This window comes from Nostoc sp. (genome assembly GCF_036917235.1).
Taxonomy (GTDB): domain Bacteria; phylum Cyanobacteriota; class Cyanobacteriia; order Cyanobacteriales; family Nostocaceae; genus Nostoc.
Window position 1 is genome coordinate 13490 of record NZ_JBALDU010000014.1, and the last position, 23623, is coordinate 37112.

Annotated in this window: 21 protein-coding genes and 1 pseudogene; 10 read left to right on the top strand and 12 right to left on the bottom strand. The window is 40.8% G+C overall.

Going from position 1 to position 23623, the window contains the following annotated elements; translation table 11 throughout:
• Nucleotides 1–101 precede the first annotated feature (101 nt).
• The 3 genes from V7K44_RS04950 (at nt 102) to V7K44_RS04960 (ending at nt 2113) form a co-directional block, all read left to right on the top strand.
• The gene (locus V7K44_RS04950; protein WP_334929210.1) at nt 102–383 is read left to right on the top strand and encodes a hypothetical protein; all 282 of its coding nucleotides are present in this window, start codon (nt 102–104) and stop codon (nt 381–383) included.
• 151 nt (nt 384–534) lie between these two features.
• Nucleotides 535–963 (top strand): hypothetical protein, encoded by a 429-nt coding sequence (locus tag V7K44_RS04955; RefSeq protein WP_334929212.1) that lies wholly within the window; start codon nt 535–537, stop codon nt 961–963.
• Entirely contained in the window at nt 947–2113 is a 1167-nt protein-coding gene (locus V7K44_RS04960) for a tyrosine-type recombinase/integrase (RefSeq protein WP_334929214.1), read from the top strand. Before V7K44_RS04955 ends, V7K44_RS04960 begins: the two co-directional genes overlap by 17 nt.
• Nucleotides 2114–2196: 83 nt before the next feature.
• On the opposite strand, the gene V7K44_RS04965 is transcribed toward V7K44_RS04960, so the two are convergent.
• Both V7K44_RS04965 and V7K44_RS04970 read right to left on the bottom strand, forming a co-directional pair.
• Nucleotides 2197–3288, bottom strand: coding sequence for a nucleotidyltransferase domain-containing protein (locus V7K44_RS04965; protein ID WP_334929216.1), 1092 nt, complete (start codon nt 3286–3288; stop codon nt 2197–2199).
• Nucleotides 3289–3604: 316 nt separating this feature from the next.
• The gene (locus V7K44_RS04970; RefSeq protein ID WP_334929218.1) at nt 3605–3838 is read right to left on the bottom strand and encodes a Nif11-like leader peptide family natural product precursor; all 234 of its coding nucleotides are present in this window, start codon (nt 3836–3838) and stop codon (nt 3605–3607) included.
• A 556-nt stretch (nt 3839–4394) separates the two neighbouring features.
• On the opposite strand from V7K44_RS04970, the gene rplU reads away from it, so the two are divergent.
• Together rplU and rpmA are read left to right on the top strand one after the other, a co-directional pair.
• On the top strand, nt 4395–4802 hold the full coding sequence (gene rplU / locus V7K44_RS04975; RefSeq protein ID WP_334929246.1) for a 50S ribosomal protein L21: 408 nt from the start codon (nt 4395–4397) through the stop codon (nt 4800–4802).
• Nucleotides 4803–4831: 29 nt separating this feature from the next.
• Nucleotides 4832–5128, top strand: coding sequence for a 50S ribosomal protein L27 (gene rpmA / locus V7K44_RS04980; protein WP_099099325.1), 297 nt, complete (start codon nt 4832–4834; stop codon nt 5126–5128).
• 181 nt (nt 5129–5309) lie between these two features.
• Here the strand turns inward: rpmA and V7K44_RS04985 are convergent.
• From V7K44_RS04985 to V7K44_RS05000, 4 genes and pseudogenes are all read right to left on the bottom strand, one after another.
• Nucleotides 5310–7115: pseudogene (locus V7K44_RS04985) on the bottom strand (iron uptake porin).
• Between the two features lie 773 nt (nt 7116–7888).
• Entirely contained in the window at nt 7889–9625 is a 1737-nt protein-coding gene (locus tag V7K44_RS04990; protein ID WP_334929220.1) for a diflavin flavoprotein, read from the bottom strand.
• A 129-nt stretch (nt 9626–9754) separates the two neighbouring features.
• A complete protein-coding gene (locus tag V7K44_RS04995; protein WP_334929222.1) occupies nt 9755–10267 on the bottom strand; it encodes a phosphate-starvation-inducible PsiE family protein in 513 nt (170 codons plus the stop codon).
• 89 nt (nt 10268–10356) lie between these two features.
• A complete protein-coding gene (locus V7K44_RS05000; protein ID WP_334929224.1) occupies nt 10357–12087 on the bottom strand; it encodes a diflavin flavoprotein in 1731 nt (576 codons plus the stop codon).
• A 219-nt stretch (nt 12088–12306) separates the two neighbouring features.
• Here V7K44_RS05000 and V7K44_RS05005 point away from each other — a divergent pair, with 219 nt between their 5' ends.
• Together V7K44_RS05005 and V7K44_RS05010 are read left to right on the top strand one after the other, a co-directional pair.
• Nucleotides 12307–13242, top strand: a complete 936-nt coding sequence (locus V7K44_RS05005) for a 1-aminocyclopropane-1-carboxylate deaminase/D-cysteine desulfhydrase (protein WP_334929226.1) — start codon at nt 12307–12309, stop codon at nt 13240–13242.
• Nucleotides 13243–13350: 108 nt separating this feature from the next.
• Entirely contained in the window at nt 13351–15132 is a 1782-nt protein-coding gene (locus V7K44_RS05010) for a GmrSD restriction endonuclease domain-containing protein (RefSeq protein ID WP_334929228.1), read from the top strand.
• 42 nt (nt 15133–15174) lie between these two features.
• Here V7K44_RS05010 and V7K44_RS05015 read toward each other — a convergent pair whose 3' ends face one another.
• From V7K44_RS05015 to bcp, 3 genes are all read right to left on the bottom strand, one after another.
• Complete coding sequence (locus V7K44_RS05015; RefSeq protein ID WP_334929230.1) at nt 15175–16332, bottom strand: cysteine desulfurase family protein; 1158 nt, start codon at nt 16330–16332, stop codon at nt 15175–15177.
• A gap of 136 nt (nt 16333–16468) precedes the next feature.
• Nucleotides 16469–17125 (bottom strand): type I restriction endonuclease, encoded by a 657-nt coding sequence (locus V7K44_RS05020; RefSeq protein WP_334929232.1) that lies wholly within the window; start codon nt 17123–17125, stop codon nt 16469–16471.
• 52 nt (nt 17126–17177) lie between these two features.
• Nucleotides 17178–17657, bottom strand: coding sequence for a thioredoxin-dependent thiol peroxidase (gene bcp / locus V7K44_RS05025; protein ID WP_334929234.1), 480 nt, complete (start codon nt 17655–17657; stop codon nt 17178–17180).
• A gap of 105 nt (nt 17658–17762) precedes the next feature.
• Here bcp and V7K44_RS05030 point away from each other — a divergent pair, with 105 nt between their 5' ends.
• The 3 genes from V7K44_RS05030 to V7K44_RS05040 all read left to right on the top strand — a co-directional run bounded on the left by V7K44_RS05030 (nt 17763) and on the right by V7K44_RS05040 (nt 19913).
• A complete protein-coding gene (locus V7K44_RS05030; RefSeq protein ID WP_334929236.1) occupies nt 17763–18617 on the top strand; it encodes an FAD-binding domain-containing protein in 855 nt (284 codons plus the stop codon).
• Between the two features lie 3 nt (nt 18618–18620).
• Nucleotides 18621–19034: a hypothetical protein gene (locus tag V7K44_RS05035; RefSeq protein ID WP_334929238.1), complete on the top strand. Its 414-nt coding sequence runs from the start codon at nt 18621–18623 to the stop codon at nt 19032–19034.
• Nucleotides 19035–19592: 558 nt separating this feature from the next.
• The gene (locus V7K44_RS05040; RefSeq protein WP_334929240.1) at nt 19593–19913 is read left to right on the top strand and encodes a hypothetical protein; all 321 of its coding nucleotides are present in this window, start codon (nt 19593–19595) and stop codon (nt 19911–19913) included.
• Nucleotides 19914–19942: 29 nt separating this feature from the next.
• On the opposite strand, the gene V7K44_RS05045 is transcribed toward V7K44_RS05040, so the two are convergent.
• The 3 genes from V7K44_RS05045 to V7K44_RS05055 form a co-directional block, all read right to left on the bottom strand.
• Entirely contained in the window at nt 19943–20287 is a 345-nt protein-coding gene (locus V7K44_RS05045; RefSeq protein WP_289798576.1) for a DUF2103 domain-containing protein, read from the bottom strand.
• A 5-nt stretch (nt 20288–20292) separates the two neighbouring features.
• The gene (gene clpS / locus V7K44_RS05050) at nt 20293–20619 is read right to left on the bottom strand and encodes an ATP-dependent Clp protease adapter ClpS (protein WP_334929242.1); all 327 of its coding nucleotides are present in this window, start codon (nt 20617–20619) and stop codon (nt 20293–20295) included.
• Nucleotides 20620–20893: 274 nt separating this feature from the next.
• A complete protein-coding gene (locus tag V7K44_RS05055; protein WP_334929244.1) occupies nt 20894–22924 on the bottom strand; it encodes an FAD-dependent oxidoreductase in 2031 nt (676 codons plus the stop codon).
• Between the last annotated feature and the right edge of the window lie 699 nt (nt 22925–23623).

Consider the following 23623-nt stretch of genomic DNA (forward strand, 5'->3'; position numbering starts at 1 on the left):
AAAAATCGGCTGTAGACGGCTAAAGTTGCTATTCCATAACCTTTCTGGCAACTGTAGACAAAATTTTCAACCCCTAAGATTTTGGATTTTCAAAGAAAAAAATGATTAAAGTCAGATTAAAAATATTCCCGCCCGAAGAAATTGAACAATACCCACACACCATCAAAAATGTCTTGTTACAGGCATTGCCACGAGAAGGCGATAAATTTGATATTACAGGGAAAACAGGAATACCTAAAGCCTTCGGAATATCAGAAGAGCACGATGGTGATTCCGTATGGAACTTACAAATCCGTGAAATTGAGCATAGCTATGATGCAGATGAAGCAGAACATTCCATTGAGGTTCATGCAGATTTAAATTTAGACACCTTTTGGGCTTAGAACAAAAATGAGTGAATGCCCAATTGGTTTAATCTGTGAGTTTTTTGAGTGTGATCGCCTCTACTGCAAGAGGTTAGCCAGGGCGTGGCCATTACCTTATCACATTGTTCCGGCCTCTTTCTGGTTCCCGGAATCTCATTCGCGTCATTTGTTGGTAGAGCTCCCCAGGGTTGGCTACGGTGTCAATGCATACGATCTCATTGCTATCAAGACAGAAGTTTGGAATTCCGGTTTTTTTGATCCGGTAAAGCTTCCTTATCGCGCTCATCCAGAAGGAGGATTGCTGGTAGTTGATTCGCTGGAGTTAACCGAAGAAGTTACTTTTAGCTGCGCTTGCCATTATATATTTCATCAGGCGCTCAACACTTGGCTCATGGATGCTGCGAAATACGAGGAAGGAGAGGAATTCATGTCGGCAGTTGAGATACCTGCCGATGGGGATGAATACTCAAGAGGTTATTTTTATGATTACTCGAACACACCGTTACCAGAGCTTCAGTCTGATGAATTTTGGGAGAGCGATTTCCTGATTTATCCTCGCAACAAATTTTTTCCAGATGAATATGACGACGATTTATGAAGACCAGTGGATTAGCTCCGATCCACGGTCAGACAAACTCTTGCTGCGGTTTCGGGTCAGGGGTTTTCCTAAGCAATTTCAAATATCTACCGGGTTAAAAGACCTTAAACGCAATCGAGATATTGTGCGTTTACGCCGGGATGCTATAAAAACAGATATTTCACTGGGGCGCTTTGACCCCACCCTAGAGAGATACCAGTTTAGACCTAGTGCGATCGCAACTCCCCTAATTTCCCTTCCCCCAAAAGGTGAAGGCGACTTGGGGGAGTTGTGGGAGATGTTTACAGAATTTCAGGCTAGGCAGATAGAGGCAACCACAATTTACTCTACTTACAGAGTAGTAAGCAGAACTATCGACCGGTTGCCATCGCGCTCACTTTTAGACGCGCCAAAAATCAGAAATTGGCTAATGGAGAACACAAGCCAGTTTATGGCTTCAAAATATTTACTGCGGTTTGACCAATGTTGTCGCTGGGCTTTAGAGGAAGGGATGATCGCAGCCAATCCGTTTGAGAGCCTCAAAAAAATTAAGAAAATCAAGAATAACACCGATGATTGTAGGGCTTTCACCATTGAACAGCGAGATGCAATAGTCGAAGCTTTTGAGTCTGATGACCGATGTAGTCATTACAGCAATCTCATAAAGTTTCTCTTTTGGACTGGTTGCCGACATGGAGAGGCCTTTGCTCTTACCTGGAAAGATATTTCGGGAGACTGCTTGCAGATCAGCATCTCTAGATCAAAAAACCTTTTGGGGATAGAGAAAGGCACAAAAAACGGTAAAAACAGAATATTTCAGTGCAGCGCCGGAGCCAAATTGCATGAACTATTGCTATCGATGAAGCTAACAGCATCAGGCGATTCCCGTATCTTCTCAACAAAAAGAGGCTGTCCAATGACTAGTTCGGCGTTAAGCCATGCTTGGAACCGAGACGGGAAAAATCAGACCGGAGTAGTGAGGAAGTTGTCAAATCAGGAGAAAATTCCCTACCTAAACCCTTACGCTACCAGACACACCTTTGCAACTTGGGCGATCGCGGCTGGGAACTCCCCCGACAGAGTTGCCTACTGGATCGGAGACGATGTAAATACGGTACTTCGCTATTACGTTCACCCAGAAGCTACCAAGGGCGAATGCCCAGATTTTTGATGATTTATGCCTGAATCAAAAATGGAGCGGACGCAACTCATCCGCTACTCAAAAATGTTTAAAAGCACTCAAGACATGGGCTGCTAATGCCATCCGTGCATTTCCACCAATTCCATACACAAATCATTAATTTGCTCCAAATCAGGTTTATGAGGTAGGGCAGATTGTTCGCAAACAACTTCCATTTCGGCGACCAAATCTTCTGCTATTTTCATCACCTGCTCATAAGAATACTCACCTTTTAAAATAGCTTTTAAATCCTCAAAATCACCAGATGTTCTCCTATCTACAATTACTTCACCTCGCCGCAATATTTCTACTCCACTGCGTAACAATCTAATGCAGTGCATTCCATGTTTGAGGTCAAAACCCGACTTTCTTTCCATTTCTGCTCTAGCCGGATTTCTATTCTCCTGCCAAGATAAGTAAGCCTTCCATTCTCTTAAAGCTATTTGATAGCTTTGGCTTTTCTGAAGCAGACGGATAAAATCTTTACGGCTATTGGTTAACTTTTGGGTATATTCCAAAGTTTCATCAGGTAAAGTATATTGTTTTAACACTCCTTTAAAATCAATATCTGCTGTCAGCAATTGATATAATTGTTCCGCTTCTTCTAAAAACTCAATCCGTCCTCTGATTAAGTTATAAAGATATTCCAGAAAAGCATTTAGCTCATCTTTGCTCAGAGGTGCTTCGTCTTCTATAGCGAAGTCAGATGGTATTGGTTTTTTTTGCGGTGGCTTTAACAACCACTTCCGATGAGTTTCCATCTTTTTGATTTGGGCAAAGGCATAACCAGTGTAAGTATGTTTTACCTTCTTGCTCAAAAATAATTGTTTACGATCGATTAAATGCTGTCCGACTGCGCTTAAAAAAGGATAGTTATTTAACCAGAGCAATTCTAAAACATTGGGGTTCGCGCCAGCTAATAACTGGAGGATTTTTCTTAATTCATATATAACCGTGTCTTTGTTACCATCAACGAATGGAAATATTCCTGGCTCATCCCAACCAGTATCTTTTTGTTCTATCCGATCAAATCCCAAATAGTACCTTTTGGGTGCAATAAATACTCCCCGATAATCAAAGTCGGAATCAGGACGATTTAAACCATAGCCGTGGCTACCAGCCAAACCAATTAAAATAGTTCTTTGCTCAACTTCTATTCTTTTCATATCACCTGATTAAAATATAGTCATCCTAACTCATCAGTTAAGCAGGTGGCGAGATGGAGAGTAGAGAAAGGATTTTTAACTCTCTTCAGATATTCCGTAGATACTGTCACAGCATAAAGACATCTGACGATTAATACATAACAGCCCTACTTAATCATTTGCAAACAATAAGATCCCCGACTTCTCTAGGAAATCAGGGATTTCAGCCTTGTGTTTAACAAGAATACCCGTAAAGGAGATGATGCAACAGTATCCTCTTAAGGAGCAAAACTTGTCAATCAGTTGTTTCTATACTTTCGGTTTCCTAGAAGAGAAATTATCTAGGATAAATGTGGCGTCTATTCCCCCATCCTGGATTGACGATGGCGGCTAAATCTTCTTCTGATAATTTGCTGATTTCACTGTCTAGTTCTTTAGCGGTGAAATCATAGCCACGCTCTTGAGCAATTTTGATAAAGGCTTCTGGATCGGCTGTTGCTTTGAGTCTTTGCTGTAATGCTTGATCTTGTTTCACAGCTTGAAAAAGTCGCGCAGCATTTTGCTGTGTCATGACAATCAATCTCCTGTTTGAAATATCAGGTTTGAATGTGATAGTTTAACTTTTGAGGATTCACTAACTTTTGTAAAGAATTTATAAATGAGATTCCTTATATTTCATCTTAAAACAAAGAAGAAAAATGTGTTGATTTTGATAAAAAAATATAAGTTTCAAACTAATATTAACGTTAAGTTTTTGTAAAATCAGCCCTAAGATAGTAGTAATTTTTATCTAACAATAATTAATTCTGATTTCTTGTAAATACACTCTACATTCGTGCGGGTGAGCGATGCTCATAACGACTATTGCCTAATTTCTCCCCACTCTTGAAAAATGAGCGATCGCACAGAGTAATTAACTGATTTTTCATCTTCAGGTTGACCAGACAGCAATGCCAAACGCAAAAAATCCTGCTATAGCTTGACTTGACGCCCATGAATAAAATAGTATGTTAGATTGTCTGTCTAATTCCTGCTCGGATCAGGTAGACATATTACAAAGGCTGGCAAAAGCATCTCTACAGGAGATAAAAACCAGCTACCTGTACGGCAACCTCAAGGACAATTCCATGACCTACGCGATTATTGAAACTGGCGGCAAACAAATACGAGTAGAGCCAGGGCGGTTTTACGACATTGAACTGCTGGCGATCGAACCAGATGAAAAAGTTACAATAGATTCCGTATTACTCGTGCAGCACGATGGCGAAGTCACCATTGGACAGCCATTAGTAACAGGTGCGACTGTAGAAGGGACTGTAATGCGACATTACAGAGGTCGTAAAGTCCTGGTATACAAAATGAAGCCGAAAAAGAAAACCCGCAAAAAACGGGGGCATCGTCAGGAAATTACCAGACTTATGATTGACTCCATCACCTTTAACGGTGCAGTGTTTGCTGCCCAAGGAGAACCGGAGAAGGAAACCCCCGTTGTAGATAACACTGCTGCTGAAGAAGTTGAAACCGCTGCTGAATAATAAAAGAAGTAGATACACAAGAGGAAATTATGGCTCATAAGAAAGGAACAGGTAGTACACGCAACGGTCGTGATTCTAATGCCCAACGTCTGGGTGTCAAACGTTATGGCGGTCAAGTTGTACGTGCAGGAAACATTCTCGTGCGTCAACGCGGTACCAAATTTCACCCTGGTAACAACGTCGGTATTGGTAGCGATGACACTTTGTTTGCCTTAATCGACGGTGTTGTAATGTTTGAGAGAAAGGGCAAAACTCGTAAAAAAGTTAGTGTTTATTTACCCATAACTGCTGCTGAGGCAGCTCCTGCTGAAGCAGTAGCAAGTTAGAGTATCAGGGTGGGCATCCTGTCGTTGGTGTCAAGTTAAGGCATCAGCCCAGGTGTCAAGAAAGTGAGAAGCCGTTCGTCGGTGACGTTGACGGACGGCTTTAACCAAGCTCATCGAACAATAATGTTTGACAAGGCTGAAAATATTTTCAATGTGATTCCAATCCCCAGCCTCCAGTCTTCTAGAAAGTAAAAGTAGTGCGAAGTGCGCCTACAATTGCTGTGTCATTAGCACTAAACCCTTCAGGGCTAAAGATGAAATATACACCAGGGGTAATGGAGATATTGTCGCTGACCCGATAGTTATAAAATGTTTCTAAATGATAGGGAGTCGCGTCTTCTGGACGAGAAGCAACTCCCGCTACAGATTCTCGGTAAAGTGGCTGTCCAAAAATGACGGCGGCGGTGTTCCCTTCATGGAAAATATCTCTAAAATGTAACCCAGCCGACCAGCTACTAAAGGTTGTAGAGGCATCTACATTCGAGAGATTAGCAAAAAGCAATGCACCTGATAGTGACAGGGATGTTTTCGGTGCAAACCGCCACGTTACCGTTGCACCCACAGAATTTACATTGATTGGCTCATCAAGAGTTGCTAGTGTAGCGTCACCACCAAACCTCGCCAGTTGTGCCGCATTGGGAGTAAATCGAATAGAAGCAATATCAGCGCTACCCAAGCCTGTACCTAGAATGTTGATTGTGTGGTAACTGTGTGCATAGTTGATGCCGATATCAATAGTTGAGATTGGTTTGAGGGTTAGTTGGGCAGCAATTGCTTGTGTACCGTTAAAGACACCTGCACCCAAAGGTGTGTTCAAAAGACCGCGATCTTCTGATATCGGAGCCGAACCACTACCATAGATAACTCCGAGTCCCACTTGTTTTGAAGGATTCCACAAGAAACCAGCACCCGCTAGTAAACCCGTACCAGAAGTACCTCCTGTAATTCTGACAGCAGCGTTGTAACCTGCAAATCGAGAGATTGCACCTTGACTATCGCTAGCGTAAGGAGTGATGGCAGGAAAAACATCTGTAATCTCTGCATTGGTTCCAGCAAAGACAACGAATGTCTGAGACAACGGTAAGACGTAAGCTAGCTTGTAAAGACTAACTGAATTTGCTCCGCCGTCGGGTTGTAATGTCTGGGGGTTAAAGCCAGAAAATTGAGGTTCAAAACTTAACTTAGTTGAACCTGCGCCAAAAGAACTTGAATTCGGCAGTAATTGGCCTTGAATGGTTCCTCTTTCATAAAATGAACCGCTCGATCTGAAGTTGTAAGCTTGAAGTCCAACAATCAACAAATCACTGCCGTTGAAGCTGCTGGTAAGATTGAGCCGGACGCGATTATTGAAGGCTAATTTAGCATCTTGGCTGCCTGGTTCTCCACCTGTCGCTGTGGACAAAGAAAAAATCGCTTCGCCATTAAGTTTAGTTGTGGTAGAAAACTGTTGTTTCTCTAAGGTAGCTGTGTGAGTTTCTAAGGCATCTACTCGACCACGCAATGTTGCAAGTTCAGATGCAAATTGTTCTTGGAGTTTTTAGAGAGTAGTTAAATCTTCTTTCTTAACTAAGTCACCAGTGCTAGTAGCAATCAGTTCGTTGATTCTATCTAAGCAAGCATTTAATCCCGCAGCAAATTCATAACGGCTTAAAGCACGATTACCTTTATAAGTACTGTCAGGATATCCCACAATGCAACCGTAACGCTCCACTACCGATTGCAATGCTTGAAATGCCCAATCTGTTGTCTTAACATCAGATAGTTGAGATACAGAGGTTACTTGAGCGATCGCATTCGATTCTAGAGAATTAGAATTAGTTGAAAACTTGCTACTGTTTTCTTTGTCTGCGCTCTCAAAATTATTTACAGAGTTATCAGCAGTTAGTTGAGCAGTTGCAGGAGATGCACCCAGCGAAATAAAAGCAGTAAGTAGGCATAGCCAACCGACTCTTTTCGTACACATTAAATTGTAGTAATTCACACCCATTTTTCACACACAAAATAAAACACCACTGTTTGTTGTGAATACTGTATTATTCACAAGTTAAAGCTAATTAGCAAAAGCAATCTCTCAATAATTAAATACTCTTTTTGTTGAGAGTTTGCCGATTAAATATGCGAACTGATGCCGCACAAAGTTACTTTGTACAGAATTCACATAGTAGTAATATCTCAGTCGATGCATCGGCTGAGGATAGTTGCAGCTTTTATCAAGCTAAAAATTGAAATTTTAACAATTACTTAGCTATGAGTAAGGACTTTATTCCTTGAAAAACTACTTTTTGAAATTTTCAAACTACTTTAAGTCTATAGATACACTATGGTTTTGATAAGTGGTACTTCACATTTTTTACAAAACTAAACACTTTTCAAATTTTTACTTTTGAAATATATACAAATAACATTAAAATATTATTAAATATTATAAGAAGTAGATTTTTGATAATATTAAAATATATAACCCGCTCGTTCGTGCAATCAATAATGAGTTAAGTGTCAGCCGGAACAATGGCATTGTCAGGCGAAACAATAAGATTGCAACTTTAAAAGACTTGTGTATACACCCTAGTCTTATAGGAGAATCGACGTACTCGCCTTCGTTTCCAAGAGTGCGTGGAAAAATTCGTTATTTAGGAAAGCCCACGAAAAACCTAACCCCCTAACCCCCTTACCGACGCGGGAAGGGGGAAAATTCAAAATCTCTCTCCTTTTAGAAGAGAGATTTAGAGAGAGGTTTTCTACATACTATAAAAAGTCAGATTAATAATAGCTGCCAGATTTTCGATGCTCCAAAGCCGTGACACCATCATTTTCTAACACTTCGCCGCGATCGATGACGGCATAAATTAACCATCGATCGCCACATTCAAGTTGATTTTGCACTGTACATTCTAAATAGGCTAATGCCTCATTCAAAATCAAACAACCATTATCAGCAGTTTTTGTGGCAAGATTTGCAAAGGGATTATCGCCCAAAGTGCTATGACGAGAAAAATAACGTCGGACATTTCTTCCTTCTTTAAGGATATTCAGCACAAATTTATCGCCGGGATGATGCATTAACTCTGCATTTTGCTCGTTAGCGATCGCAATCATAATTCCTGGCGGGTTAAAAGTTGCCTGAGATACCCAAGAAGTTAAAACCCCTTTGTGAGTTTCTTCATCACGAGTTGTCACAACACAAAGAGAACCAACAATCCGCCCCACCGCTTGTTCGGTACGATCTACATGGGTTTCTGTGACAATGTGGCGGGAAGTCCGCAGTTTTTTAGTTTTCTTCAAGTTTTGGGCAAAAAAAGCACCAGCTTCTTGACACTGCTGAAGAATCTCAGGAGTCGGACTGAAACGCACCCGAATTGTTTCAAATCCTAGTTGATAATTAGCATCTTTGAGCTTGCTTTCGATTAAATCAATTGCCTCGCCACTCCAGCCATAAGAACCAAACACCCCTGCTAACTTAGTTTTAGCCGCCACCGAGAGGACGATTCCTAAAGCTGTTTGAATTTGAGTCGGTGCATGGCCGCTTAATGTGGGTGAACCAATAATCAAGCCATCACAGGATTCTACAATGCGGTTAATCTCCGCAGAATCGGCTAGTTCACAGTTGATTGATTCTACATTAACTCCATTTTGGATTAAACCTTGAGCGATCGCATTCGCCATAATTGCTGTATTTCCATAAGCAGAAGCATAGAGCAAAGCGACACTCAATTCTTGAGATTTTTGCCCTTGGCACCATTGACGGTAATCATAAGTAAAACGGCTGAGGCTATAACGAACAACTGGCCCGTGTGCTGGGGCATAACATCTGGCTCCCAAAAGCGATATTTTATCTAAGGCTACTTCAACTTGTTTCGCTTGGGGTGCATGGAGACATTCAAAATAGTAACGACGTTCCGCATCTAAACCCTTCCAATCTTCATCAAACAAAGTATCTTCGCAAATATGAGCGCCGAAAAGTTTGTCTGTGTAAAGAATTTTTGTAGCTGAATCGTAGGTACAAAGTCCATCCGCCCACCGGGGAGTCGGTACAGAGATAAATGATAAAAGATGTCCTTGTCCTAAATTTAGAGTATCCTGCGATCGCATCGCTTGAATAGGTGATTCAAATTCGGGAAAAGCTGTTTTGAGAGCATTGGCGGCGGGGCGAGAACAAATGAGAGTGGCTTGAGGAACCAGAGAGAGCAATACTCGCAAGGTTGCTCTGCGGTTCGGGTTGACATGACTGAGAACAATGTAATCGAGGGAGATGAAATCTAGATGTTGTGCTAGTTGCTCAAGGTAAATTTCGGTAAAAGATTCGCCGGGAGGGTCAATTAAAGCCTTTTTATCAGCTTGAATCAGATAAGAATTCGCTGTAGTTCCCCGTTGGCGGGAATATTCCACCTCAAATTTTAATCTGTCCCAAGTCCGCGATCGTAAAATCAGAGTATCTTTACCAATTTCAGCAACTTGTACATCTCTGCTATGGTTGGGCGTTAATGTTGCAACAGACATAATAATCTCTCTTAATATGGGAATTGGGCATGGGGCACAAGAGGCAGAGGGGCAGGGAGCAGGGAGCAGAGGGGAAAGAGAAGAGGTAATTTTTATTCTCTCCCTTGCCCCCTGCTTCCCTGCTTTCCCTTAATGGCCATTGGTTTGTGTTAATTCAGACTTAGCTCTATTTCTATAGCGTTTAGATGCTTCTTGTTCCGGGTCGATACCTTCAAAGGTCGGGGGTAGCCAAACTCTGAGAAACAGTAGTATTCCCAGCACTAATAAAAAGGCACAAGTTGCTAAAACTTGACTCCAACTTGTTTCTAGAACACCTTTAACAATGACTTCTCGCAAAGCGGAAACGATGGAAACTTCAACAGCTACCCCAATAGATACTCGATGTTCTTGTAGGTAAATAATCAGCAGTCGGAATAACTCAACTAAGATAAGTAAAAAGAGAATATCGGCAGTAACAGCATGGAAATCTAGAGGTGGAAGTAAGGAGAGAAACATATCTCTCACCTGAAGTACCATGAAGCTAAATAAACCGATACACAAAGAAATCACAATCACATCTTGGATAAATTCCAAGGTTCGTACAACACGCCCACGATTGATTTCATACATACTAATCTGGGTATCTTCAACAGATTTATACATAGTTTTTTGGGAGACGCGATGAATCGCGTCTGTGGTAAGCAGGGCAAATAAGGGAGGCAAGGGGACAAGGAGAATGACCAATGACAAATTTAGTAATGATTGCCAATTTTGCGGTGATGGGCGGCAGTAAGTGCATTTAGTTTGGCGACTCTTCCAGTTTGGACTGTGCTATAAATTACCCAATGATCTCCACAATCCATACGGCTAGTAATTTCACATTCCATGTAAGCTAGAGCGTCAGCTAAAACGGGCGATTCATTTTTAGCTGGATATGTTTTCACTCCCGCAAATCGGTCTGCACCAGGAGCAAAACGCTTGAGGAAATGTTTCATTAATCCTTGATATTTGCCTTCTTCTAAAACGTTTAAAACAAAGCGATCGCCAACGTGCATCAATGATTCAATTGCCCGATCTTTGGATACTGCGATCGCTACTCCTAAAGGCTCAAGACTGGCTTGTGTCACCCACGAAGCCAGCATTGCACTCTGAATTTCTCCTTTTTTGGCAGTGATGATGTACAATCCTGTGGTAATACGCCCTAGAGCTTTTTCTAGCTCAGTATTGATAGATTTGATTTGTTTAATGGTGCGATCGCGGGTTAACCATTGACCCATATCTGTCCCCGCTTCATCACAAAGTTGTTCCGTTGCTTGGGTAGGAATTTCCTTAACTAAAATAGGTGGAAAAGCTTCAGTTAATCCCAATTCTTGAAACTTATTGCGTAACGGGTAAATTGGTTCATCTTCTCCTCCTCCCGACTCTAATAAACCAATTGCTTGTTTCTTATGAACAGCAGCTAAAATAGTGCTTAAAGCCGCTTGAGCCATTACCGAAGATTGGGCTGGCATGGCAATTATTAAACCAGAGGCTTGTGCAACTAATTCTCGAACTTCTTGAGGCTCGGTACTATTGAAGTCTACTAATTCTATTGCCACGCCTGTTTTCGCGCATCCATGTGCAATATTACGGACTAAATGCTCGCTATGCCCGTAATCTTCAACATAAAATAGAGCCACTAAAGTCTCTGTTTTTGCTTGTTCTAAACTCCAGTTTTGATACCGTCCCAACCATTCGGAAATATAGTTTTGTAATAAAGGGCCATGTCCTGTAGCAACTGTTGCTATTTCTAACTTTTCAATCCGCTTTAAAGCTGCCAAGACAGACCGGGCATTAGGCCCCATGAGACAATCATAGTAATATTTAAAATCCTCCTCAAGTAAGGTAATATTTTCATCATAAGTGTGGTCATCACAGTAGTGCATCCCAAACACATCGCAAGTGTAGAGAGTGGAAGTTTTATGGTCATAGGTCAAAATTGTGTCAGGCCAGTGTAAGTTAGGTGCAGAAATAAATTCTAATTCGTGTCCGTTGCCTAAATCTAAGCGCTCTCCACTTTTCACCTGCATTGATTTAAAAGGCTGGTGAACCATATTTTCTAAAAATTGAATAGCTACCTTTGCACCAACAACAGTAATGGAAGGAGCTAATTGCAAAATATCTTTCACTAAGCCACTGTGGTCTGGTTCAGTGTGGCTAATAATCAAGTAATCTATCTTAGTTGGATCGATTAATCCCGTCACTACCTCAAGATATAATTGCTCAAACTTGCGGTGAGATGTGTCAACTAAGGCAATTTTTTCGCCTTGAATTAAAAAAGAATTATAGGTTGTACCATTCCGTAAACCAAACTCGATATCAAAACGTTCTCTATCCCAATCGAGACAACGGATAGCTGTCGTTTGAGGAGCAATTTCAACAGTTTCAATCGTCAAACGTCCAGGATTGGAAATAACTTGAGTAAGCTGTGTGAGTGCAACCATTTCTTTTCTCCAAAAGAATATTATCTGGAGCGAGTGTTATGTTTCTTATATTTACCTGAAACACTCAATTAGTAAAATGCCAATTTCTAAAGCTAATCATCAGAAAGATTTATTTATCATTTAGCTTGATTTACCATTGAATTACTCAATGTTTATCATTACTTTTATATTCGATAATGAACGTGAGAAAATGCAAATTCTAAGTTAGAATCTTGACAGATGTCGTTAACCTTTATTACTCCTCCTCTACAACAAATCAACAGCGAAATCGCCCGTCACGCTGGTGTTGAACTATATGTCCTGCGCCTGGATCTCATGCACCCGTGGGTTAACGGCAATAAGTGGTTTAAGCTGAAATATAATCTTTTAGAGGCCAAAGAGAAAAATTTCACAACACTGCTAACCTTTGGCGGCGCTTATTCCAATCACATCTATGCAACTGCGGCGGCTGGTAATCTTTTCGGTTTTCGCACCATCGGCGTAATTCGTGGAGAGGAGAGGCTACCATTAAACGCAACGCTGAGTTTTGCTGTACAACAGGGTATGCAGCTTGTGTATCTAAACCGCGAAATGTATCGACAGCGCAACACACCAGCGTTAGAGGAATATCTGCGACAAAGTTTTGGTGAGGTGTTTATCATTCCCGAAGGTGGGAGTAATTTAAATGGTGTGCGCGGCTGTATAGAGATAATTGATCGTCCCGCATTTAATCATATATGCGTAGCCTGCGGTACAGCCACCACACTAGCGGGGATTGCGCTATCGTTGCATGAAGGACAAAGAGCGATCGCTTTTCCCGTATTAAAAAATGGCGCATTTCTTGCACAAGAAATCGAAAGTTTATTGACAAATTACCTCGCCTCTAATTTACCCACACCATATAATTCTCCCGCTTCCTGGGAATTGGTATGTGATTATCATTTCGGCGGCTATGCAAAGGTGAACGATGAGTTACTACTGTTCAGCCAACAGTTCACACAGGAACATGGCGTACCCCTCGATTACGTATATACCGCCAAAATGTTTTACGGAGTGATGGATTTACTACAGCAGGGATTTTTTTGTAGAGGCGATCGCTTGTTGCTAGTACACACAGGCGGCTTACAGGGTAACGTTGGTATGGAAGAAAGGTTGCAGAGGTTTGCTAAAATCTGAGTTGCCACTTAATTAAATATCAGTTACCCTTGTATGGAATTTTACTAAAACAAGTAAAATTCACACACCAATCTTGATATTTACTCAAAGTTAGGTAAGGATATTTCAATGTTTACATCTACTGAACGCATTAAGCCGGATGCTCAGAGTATTGCTCTCTATTTAGAAAATCTTCTATCAAATAAGTATCAAATTCCAACCTTTCAAAGAAATGTTGTTTGGGATAAAGAGAATGTTAAAAAACTTTGGGATAGTATTTATAAGTTTTACCCTTTAGGAAGTATTCTAATTTGGAAAACTAATACCAAGCTAGAAAGTCATAGGGAAATAGGTGGTATAAAATTTGCCGATAATTTTCACTCTCATGAATACCAATACATTTTAGATGGGCAACAAAGAACAACTTCTCTATTAACTTCAGTACATGGGGGTAAAATTGCTAATCATGAAAATTTTGATCCAACACTATATATAGATTTGACTATTGAACTTACTGATGCGACTGATGACACAAGCTATGCAAAAAGGTTCTTGTTTTGGGACGAAATAGATGATAAAGATAGTCAACTTAAAGCAAATACTGGTAGAAAAAAACGTTATCAAGATAAACTAATTGTCAGTTTACTAGATATTATAAAAAACTATGGCGAAATAGAAAAAAGTATTTATACGAGTGTTAATGGAGAGTACGATCATCCTTACATACAACAATTGAGGAGAATTAAAGATGTTTTTGCTAATTACAAAATTTCCTTTATTGAGTTAAGAGGTATTGAAGTTGCAGAAGTGTGTCAAATATTTGAGCGGATTAATCAAGCTGGTAAACCCTTGGATATCTTTGATATTGTAGTTGCTAAGACCTTTCGCTCCGAAAATAAGACAAATAATATCTCTGGGTTCTATCTTAGGGAATTATTTGATAAATTTAAAACAACTATTTCTGGTAGTCAATATGCCAATATTGATAATTGGACACTGCTACAGATGCTAGCTGTAGTGGTAAAACTTGAATTTCCCGAAGCTGGGATACAAAATATTACTGATATGTATCTTAATAAGCTAAAAACAGAACATATTGAAGCTGTATGGTCTAATTTTAAAATAGCCATTGCTAAAACTTTTGATTTCTTTGATAATATTTTGCATATTAAAGGTGGAAGATTAATCCCTTACCGATATTTATACCTGACTATCACAGCATACTTTTATCGGAATGAGAAACCAGATTATAGTTTTTTAAATAAATACTTTTGGTATTATAGTTTTCATAATGCAGACTTACTAACAAACACTACTCACCTCTGGGAACATATATACTTTGTTAATCAACAAAAGGCTAATAGTACTTACTCATTCAATAAATTTGATATTGATAAGAATTCGATAAGAAAATCTTTCTACAGTTATAGAGGTCGCTTATCCAGAGCAATACTATCACTTTATGCAAACCACAAGCCGCAAGATTGGGCAAAACCTCATAGAGATGTTTTATCTAATGTTTATTATTTGCTAACAGATAAGCCTAATTTACATCATATATTTCCAGTTAATTTTATTAAGCAAAGTGGCATTGCTAGCCAAATAGAATGTGACAGCTTGATGAATATTGCCTATTTGTCTCAAATTACTAATTTGCAAATTAGCGATAAAAATCCATTAGATTATCTCAAAGAATATGACGAGCCTGATTTAGAAACAGTGTTAAGTTCTCATCTTATACCGACGATGATTCTTGAATGGTCAAGAGCCGATGCACTTCCTGAAAATGCCCTAACCATTTTTATCGAAGAAAGGGTAAACCTCTTATTAGAGGCTTTAAGGCTGAAGTTAGAAGGAATTGAATTTAATGTTTTTGATATGGACAATCGCACGGATAATATCTCTTCCTAAATATACGATTACCCAAAAAAGAGGCTTTGCTGACTTTTATGTTTACCGTTTATTTTGTAAACTTTGAATGGTAGCGATCGCATTTTTCGCCACAATATCAATCTCTTCTTGGGTATTAAAGCGTCCAATACCAAAGCGCACCGAGGCATAAGCTAGCTGTTGGGGGTGTCCCAATGCTGTGAGAACATGGGAAGGTGCAGTATATGCCGACGAGCAAGCAGATCCAGAAGATATGGCCATTACTGGCTGCAATCCTAGCAAAAGCGCGGCTCCATCCACTCCCTCAACACTGATACTTAAGTTTCCCGCCAATCGTTCTTGAGGATGTCCGTTGAGATGAATTCCTTCAACTTGCGAAAGCTGTTCCCATAATCTTTGTCTTAATTGGGTGAGACGTTGGGTTTCTGTCGCTTGTTCAGCCAAAGCAATTTCTACAGCTTTGCCAAAGCCGACAATTTGCGGTGTATACAATGTACCAGAACGCATCCCCCGCTCATGTCCGCCGCCGTGCTGCTGGGGAGCCAGTTTTACTCTAGGATCGCGTCTGCGGACATATAGCGCTCCAATACCTTTGGGCCCATATACCTTATGTGCTGTTAGCGACATCAAGTCAATTTTCATCGCTTGCACATCTAAGGGAATTTTACCAATAGCTTGCGCTGCATCAGTGTGGAATAGAATTTGGTGTTCGCGGCACATTTCCCCAATTTCTGCCAAAGGCTGTAACACCCCAATTTCGTTATTTGCAGCCATCACTGATACTAAAATCGTCTCAGGACGTAAAGCTTTTTTTAACTCAATTAAATCAATCAATCCATCTTTTTGGACAGGAAGAATAGTAATTTCAAAACCAAGACTTTTTAAATAATTACAAGGATCGAGAACTGCATTATGTTCAGTGGCAATAGTAATAATATGCTGACCTTTTTTAAAATAAGCTTCCGCAACACCTTTTATAGCTAAATTATTTGCTTCCGTTGCACCACTCGTAAACACAATTTCTTCTGGTGTGGCATTGATTGCTGCTGCTAAAATTTCTCGCGTTTGCTTCACAGCAGCTTCTGCTTCCCAACCATAAACATGACTAATACTTGCTGGGTTGCCAAATTTTTCTGTGAAGTAGGGAATCATTGCTGCTAATACTCGTTCATCTACGGGTGTAGTAGCGTGACAATCAAGGTATATAGGACGAATAGACATAATTACTAACTCAAACTTTGACTCAAGTTTTTTAATACGCTTAGAACTTGATACAGTTCACTTTCTCGTTTCAAAAGTGTAAATTGGTCAGATATATTAAATTTGACATACGACTAGATAGAAAGAGCAAAGATAATTAATTTAAAACTTGACCTATTTTTTTTAATATATTCAAAATTTTATATAATTCATTCTCACGTCTATATAAAGTGAATCTATCAGATAAAGCATACATTAGTTTATCTTGTTTTATTAACTTAATAAATTGGAAATCTTCTCCATTCATTACCAAGGAATATGCAGGATGCTCAGGCTGAGGATTTGCCAGCATATAAGTTAGTGCTTGAGGAATCGCCTTTGCCAAGGAAAAACTAGACCTTTTAGATTCAATTATCAGTAACCATAGCTGATCTTGGAGAACTAAAACATCAATTTTACCTTTAATAATTTCTTTAGTATTTTCGGTATTTACTTCATTATCAATGATAAAACTTTCACTAATTTCTACACTTTCTTCAGTAGCAATATAGAAAGGAGGACGATAAAAACCAGCTAAATCTAGTAACGGAGATAATACTACTAATTTTACTGCTTCTTCTAAAAGAGGAGCATTTTCAAGTACGTTAAGATAGTTATTTTTAACTCTGTCTAAATATTGCTTTTCTAATTCGGAAATTTCAGGGATATAGTCAAACCACTCTGTAAAAAATTGCTCATCTTCAGATTTATAGAGAGCAAATTTTTTCTTTAAGTAGGCAAGAGTAACATTTTTGGCTTGGATGACTTGAATCATGTTTGTTTCTGACTTTAATTATCACCCTAGCAGTTTCTAGCATCCAGTCGCGTTACGTGGCTGCTAATTCCCGTAATTTAGTCAAAACTGCTTGAGCATGACCTTTGGTTTTTACGTTGGGCCAAGTATAGACAATAATTCTATCAGGTGAAATTAGAAAAGTTGACCGAGCAACACCCATATATTCTTTGCCCATAAATTTTTTCAATCGCCAAGCGCCGTAGGCTTCAATTAAAAGATGTTCTGGGTCACTTAAAAGGGTGATTGACAAGTTATGTTTGCTGATAAATTTACAATGAGACTTCCCCAAATCTGGACTTACGCCTAAGATTTTCGCTCCCACTGCGCTGAAGTCTTGATACAACTCGGTGAAATCTTTTGCTTCAGTGGTACAACCGGGGGTGTCATCTTTGGGGTAGAAGTAGAGGACAACCCATTGACTGCTGAGGTCGTCGAGAGTGATTGCATTGCCATTTTGGTCAGGGGTGGAGAAATCTGGTGCTGGTTGTCCAATTTGGGGAATGTTGCTCATAATGGGGGTGTGAGAAATTGTGTAGGCGTAGCCCGCCCTTAGATATCGCTTTACAATTGTACATAGATTGAGCTATGCCTACGCACCCATTCATATTTGCTGATAATGCCTAAAGATATGCAACGCCAATTTACCAACCGCGATGAGTTGGTAGCCTACCTGCGCGAACAATTCCCAGGTGCAGCAGAACGCGATCGCCACATCAGCGAAACTCTAGGGGGACGCAAAGCGGCACAAACAGCGCTGGAAAAAATCGATCCCCTTCGCTACGCCCAAACACGTAATTTCTTCACAGGTGCAGTCACGCGTCTTTCACCTTACATCCGCTATGGTGTTTTGAGTTTGCGAGAAATTCGAGATTATGTCCTTGAACGGCTACAGCAACAAAACGATGCTACCAAACTAATTAACGAGTTAGGTTGGCGCGACTATTGGCAACGGTTGTATATAAAGTTAGGGAATGAAATCTGGAAAGACCAGGAAGATTACAAAACTGGTTACACTGTGGGCGAATATGTACCCGAATTGCCGCAAGATATTAGAGAAGGAACTACAGGCAGGGTTTGCATTGACAGTTTCAGTCGTGATTTGAGAGAAACTGGTTATCTACATAACCACGCCCGAATGTGGCTAGCGGCTTATATTATTCATTGGCGGCGTATTCGTTGGCAAGCAGGAGCCAAGTGGTTTCTCGAACATCTTTTAGATGGAGATCCTGCTAGTAATAATATGTCATGGCAGTGGGTTGCTAGCACTTTTAGTCAAAAACCGTATTTTTTCAATCGTGAGAACTTAGAACGTTACACCGAAGGCATTTATTGCCAGAAATGTCCCCTTTACGGTCATTGTGATTTTGAAGGCAGTTATGAAGAATTAGAACAGCGACTTTTTCCTAAAGGTGAATTTAGCAAACAAGCCAATAGCCAAAGTTGGCAGCGTGGAAAGAAAGGTAAAAAGTAAAAAATGAATAAACCAATTGTTTGGGTACATGGAGATTGCCTCAGTCCAAATAATCCTGCATTACACAAATACCCGGATGCCCCAGCTATCTGGGTTTGGGATGAGGCTTTGATAGAAGAATGGCAATTGAGTCTTAAACGTCTGACTTTTATCTACGAATGTTTGCTAGAGTTACCTGTTGTTATTCGCCGTGGCAATGTAGCACAAGAAATTTTAGCTTTCGCTCAAGAACATGATGCCAATTTAGTTGTCACAGCTAATAGTCCCAGTCCCCGATTTGATGATATCTGTAATCAAATGGAGCGTTCTATAGCAGTGGAAGTGTCAGAGGTAGAACCATTTTTTGACTATGACGGCTATATTGACTTGAAACGCTTCTCGCGTTATTGGAAAGTGGCTCAAAATTATGTTTATTAAAAGCCCTCACCCTAAATCCCTCTCCCAAATTGGGAGAGGGACTTTGAAATTGGCTCCCCTTCTCCCGATTTGGGAGAAGGGGTTGGGGGATGAGGGCAGTTAATCTTACTTAAAAGATTTTGATTTTTTAAGTAAGATTAACTCATAAGTTAATTGCAACAATTGCTGCAATCATTTAAACGTTTCTTATACATGGAGGAACAATTGTTGCAAAGTATGAAACATTTGCAGCAATTACTTATACATTTTTTGGAAATACTTAAACGCTTCTTATACATGGAGGAACAATTGTTGCAAAGTATTAAGCATTTGCAGCAATTGCTTATACATTTCTCGGAAATACTTAAACCTTTCTTATACATGAAGCAGCAATTGTTGCAAACGCTTCAATTTGGGCAACTAGTGTTGCAGATTAATGGAGTTACGAGTGCTGAGTTGCAAGTGAGATTTTTCACTCAGCACTCTTCAATCTATTGAGGTTTGTAAATAATTTGTAGCTCCGCAAGGAATATTCCTTTAGACTGAGTTTCAACTGAAAAAATGTGGGAATAAACACAAATGCATTCGTTAAATATATTTTGTCACGAATCTGTAGTTGCTGTTTCCTTTGTCGCTTGCATTATTGGACTGTTGTTACTGTGGGATTGTAAGCAGCAAACAAATGAGATGGAAGAAACAGAGCGAATTCTGTTTAGAATGAGCTTTAGTTACTGGCTAGTTTACTGTGTAGCTTTTGGCATCGAAAAAATAGTTTTACCTGGCTGGGAATCTGTAGTCATGACTTTGAAAATAACTACGGCTCTGTCATATTTCTTAACTTTTTCTTGTATTGTTAGTCTACCGCTACACAAATTTGCAGTGCATCGGGTTGAGGAATAGTGATTGGGGATTGGGCATGGAGTATGCAATTAACATCTCATGGCGATCGCTAATGCAGCTTCTAGTTGATCCTGGGGCAAAGTTGTTAAAATAAAGACCTCTTGTACCGTTTTACCCTGCCGTGCAATCACTTTATAGCCGCCGCGAATGGGTACTGAGACGCGTAGTTGCATTTTTGGACAATGACCCTTCGATCGCCCAATTACTCCCGGCGTCACAGTTTGGATGCCATCTTGCTGACAAAGACGTTCTAAAATGGGGATAAGACCAGAAAGGTGTGTTGAGTGATTCCAAACCAGTCTGGCAGCTTTTTGTGTTCGCGTAGCGTCTCGTAGAGAAGCCGTGCGGAGAGGATCTACGGAGGGTTTGCCCATAATAATTAAGCTGCTTCTAGAGGTGCCATTGTCAAACCTGCTCGGCGCAGCTGCTGGTGATAGAGTTCCGCAGGTTCTTGGGGCCCGACCCAGACGATCGCTTGACCTTCATAGTGTACCTGATTAGTCAGATCCCACGCGCGATCGCCACTCATTCCCGGAATATATTTCATCAAACATTCAGACACGTGTTGGAATGTATTAAAATCATCGTTTAATACAATTACTTTGTAATTTGGATAAGTTTTACGGGTAACTTGATTAGACCGTTCAGGAGCTATAGTTGGTGCTGTGGACATCCCGTAAACATCTGCTGAAAGTGTCATAACCATAAAACAATTGGTCAAGATAATTTTACAAAACTACACTATAAGTAATTAGTTTAGTCTATTGTCATTAGTCATTGGTCATTGGTCATTGGTCATTAGTCTTTTGTCCTTAGCAAATAACCAATGACCAATACTTCTCTACAGAGAGGCTGCGCCAGCGGCTTACCTCGGCTCCGGCTCTATCGAGCGACTTGTACTGAGCGCAGCCGAAGTAAGTCGAGATGCTCGGCACGAGTCGCTCAGTACAAATGACAAATGACCAATGACCAATGACAATCTATTTCCAATTATCCCAGTTTTCGTTAAAAATAGATGTATCTGGGAAAGCGGTAGGGTTGCCATTTTGTTGCAAAAGCCGTTTGAGTGCTTCTAGTTGTGGCTCTTGTTTAGGTAAATCATCAACTAGTTGGTAAGGTGCGATCGCATTTTTGAGTGCAAAACTGGCCAAAGTTCCCGCAGCTGCGCCTGATGACCATTCAAAGGAGTGTACCCGATAGGCAGCAGCAGCAATATGACTAGTCGCAATGCTTTTGCCACCTACAAGTAAATTGTCGATTTTCTGGGGAATCATCGCCCTCAGAGCAATTTGGAAGGGATAAGCTTGACCTGCACCACGTCTTTCGCCTGGACGTTCTGTGTTACCGGGGGCTGATGGGGGACTATTTACCATGCAAGGATGGAAATCTATGGCGTAGTGACCAATACCCACAGCATCGGGGAAGATGGTAGAACGAGTCCGTCGCATTGCTTTGTCTGGTGGAACTTTACCGTCAATTACTGATATTGCTTCTAAACCTGCAACTGCTGCTCGTAGGCGACGATACATATCTGCTGGCAGAGTCTTTGAGTAATACTCATCGTTATAATCTCGGCGGGAAATATCAATTTCCCCAATACCAAAGCCTTCGGCTTGTCCCCAACTGGGGCGGCCAATGATCCGCCGTCCTTCTCGCATATAGGGATATTTTGATAAACCATGCACTGTCCCCATTGGCGAATTTAAACCGGAAACAAAGCGGTTATTAGGTTGTTGCTTCTTGACACCATCCCCTAATTGAGAATCTGTAGTTCCAGCTACCAACCAGTAATAGAAAGATAAAGCATTTTCCTCAGCACCGCGCAGGGTTTCTGTCCGCAGTCCTCCCATCCAACCCCCTGGCTCTAACTGTCCGGTAGCTTGTAATTGTTGGCGAGTATAAATTAAGTTATCCTGGGCTGTTCCGGGGCGGTAGTCGTTACCCCAAGTCCAGTTTTGCATAGAGATATCGCCTGGTGTAGGCGCATCAAAACTTACACCGCCAAATTTTTCTGCTTTCCCTTTCTTTGGACTCCAAATGCGACGATAGGTAAAAACTAAATCAAAGTTAGCCAGTCGCGTTAATTCATAGCTGAAATATGGCGCATATTGTGGATAAAATGCAGGCATTGTCTGCGGTTGCGGTTCCTTGGTGGACTCCATTGCAAAGGTGTAGGTAAAACCTTGAGGGCAATAGGGGTCATTATTGGCGCTGGAAGCAGAAGGTTCTAGGTAAGAACGAGCATCAATACCTAATCGGTAAGGAACATCAGCAAGGGCGATAATTTCTCCGGTTTCGCTAGCGTCTACGACATACCATTTAGGAGCATCCTCTTTCACTGGTTTGGGGATGAAACGGACAATAGTTTTGGTAAATCGAGATGAGTTTTCGTAGCTATAAGAATCTTCAATACTTTGAGATAACGTAAAAGTATTGAGAGGTGGTGCGCCTTTTGGTGGTTGATGTTGGATTGCGATCGCACTATTAATTATTTTGCCATCAGCAGCGATTTCCAAATCTTTAATTACTGTGTTGGGAAACCATTGCAACTTCCCTTTGCCCTGCTTTTCGGCATCTTTAAGCATCTGGGTCAAAATAGTGTGAGCATCGCGGGGAAGAAAACACGATTCACTTACCCAGCAGTCACCGGGGTTAAGCTTACCGTATTTACGCCCAATGCGGTTTCGCAATTCTAGGTAGCCGCGAGAATAGAATTTCATAGCTCGTTGAGTTGGGCGTTCATCTAACGCAGATGTCCCTTGAGCAGAAATTTGTCCTCCCAGCCAGTCAGTAATTTCTGTGAGACAAACTGTTCGCCCTGCTAGCAACCCCTCGTAAGCTGTGGCTACACCAGAAAGTCCACCACCCACAACTAAAATTTCGCAATTTACACTTTTGTCTGGGGTTCTCGGTGGTGCAGCGATGGCCTCATCAAATGCGACTAAGCTAGAGATTAAATTAAGACCGATCAGCGATGTTAAGCTAAAAGCTACTTTGTGTCTATGCTTCATAGTTAAAAAAACCGCTCCAAATCCTGTGTCACCTTGTAGACGTTAGCATTTAAAAAATCTCTAACTCAAGAAATTTTTCCAGAGCAAGAGATGCGATGAATCGTTGTCTTTAAAATACAGACGCGATGAATCGCCGTCTCTACAATACGCGATGAATCGTGTCTTTGTGATGATTTCTCACATTTTTGCGATCTATAATTTTCATCAAAAAACCTTAATGGAATCGTATTATAATCACTTCCCCTAACAGGGTGTTTGAAAAGTCCTCTTGTCGGTAGCAAAACGTTATAGATCCCCCTAAATCCACGCCACTTGCTCCACTTGGGGAGACCCCAGACGCTCGCAGACTCGCTAACGCTGCGCTATCGCCCTTGGCGTCTCCCCTTGGGAGAAGACCGCAGTGGCTCCCCTTAAAAAGGGGGACTTTGATTCTGCTTCCCCCCTTTTTAAGCAGGGCTGATTCATTCCCTAAAACAGGTAAAATTGCAAGTGTTGAGGGGAGGAAAATTATGGGTAGTTCTCTGATTGAACAACTGCGGCTTGTGGAAGATTTTAGAACCAAAGATGGTCGAAGGCATCCACTCTGGTTGGTATTAGTGTTTGTAATACAGCATTTACGGCTGTTATGAGGTACAGTAGCAGCAACTAGCAAACCAGTTTCTTAAATGTTGAGGATTTATTAAATTGAGTGCAACTGAG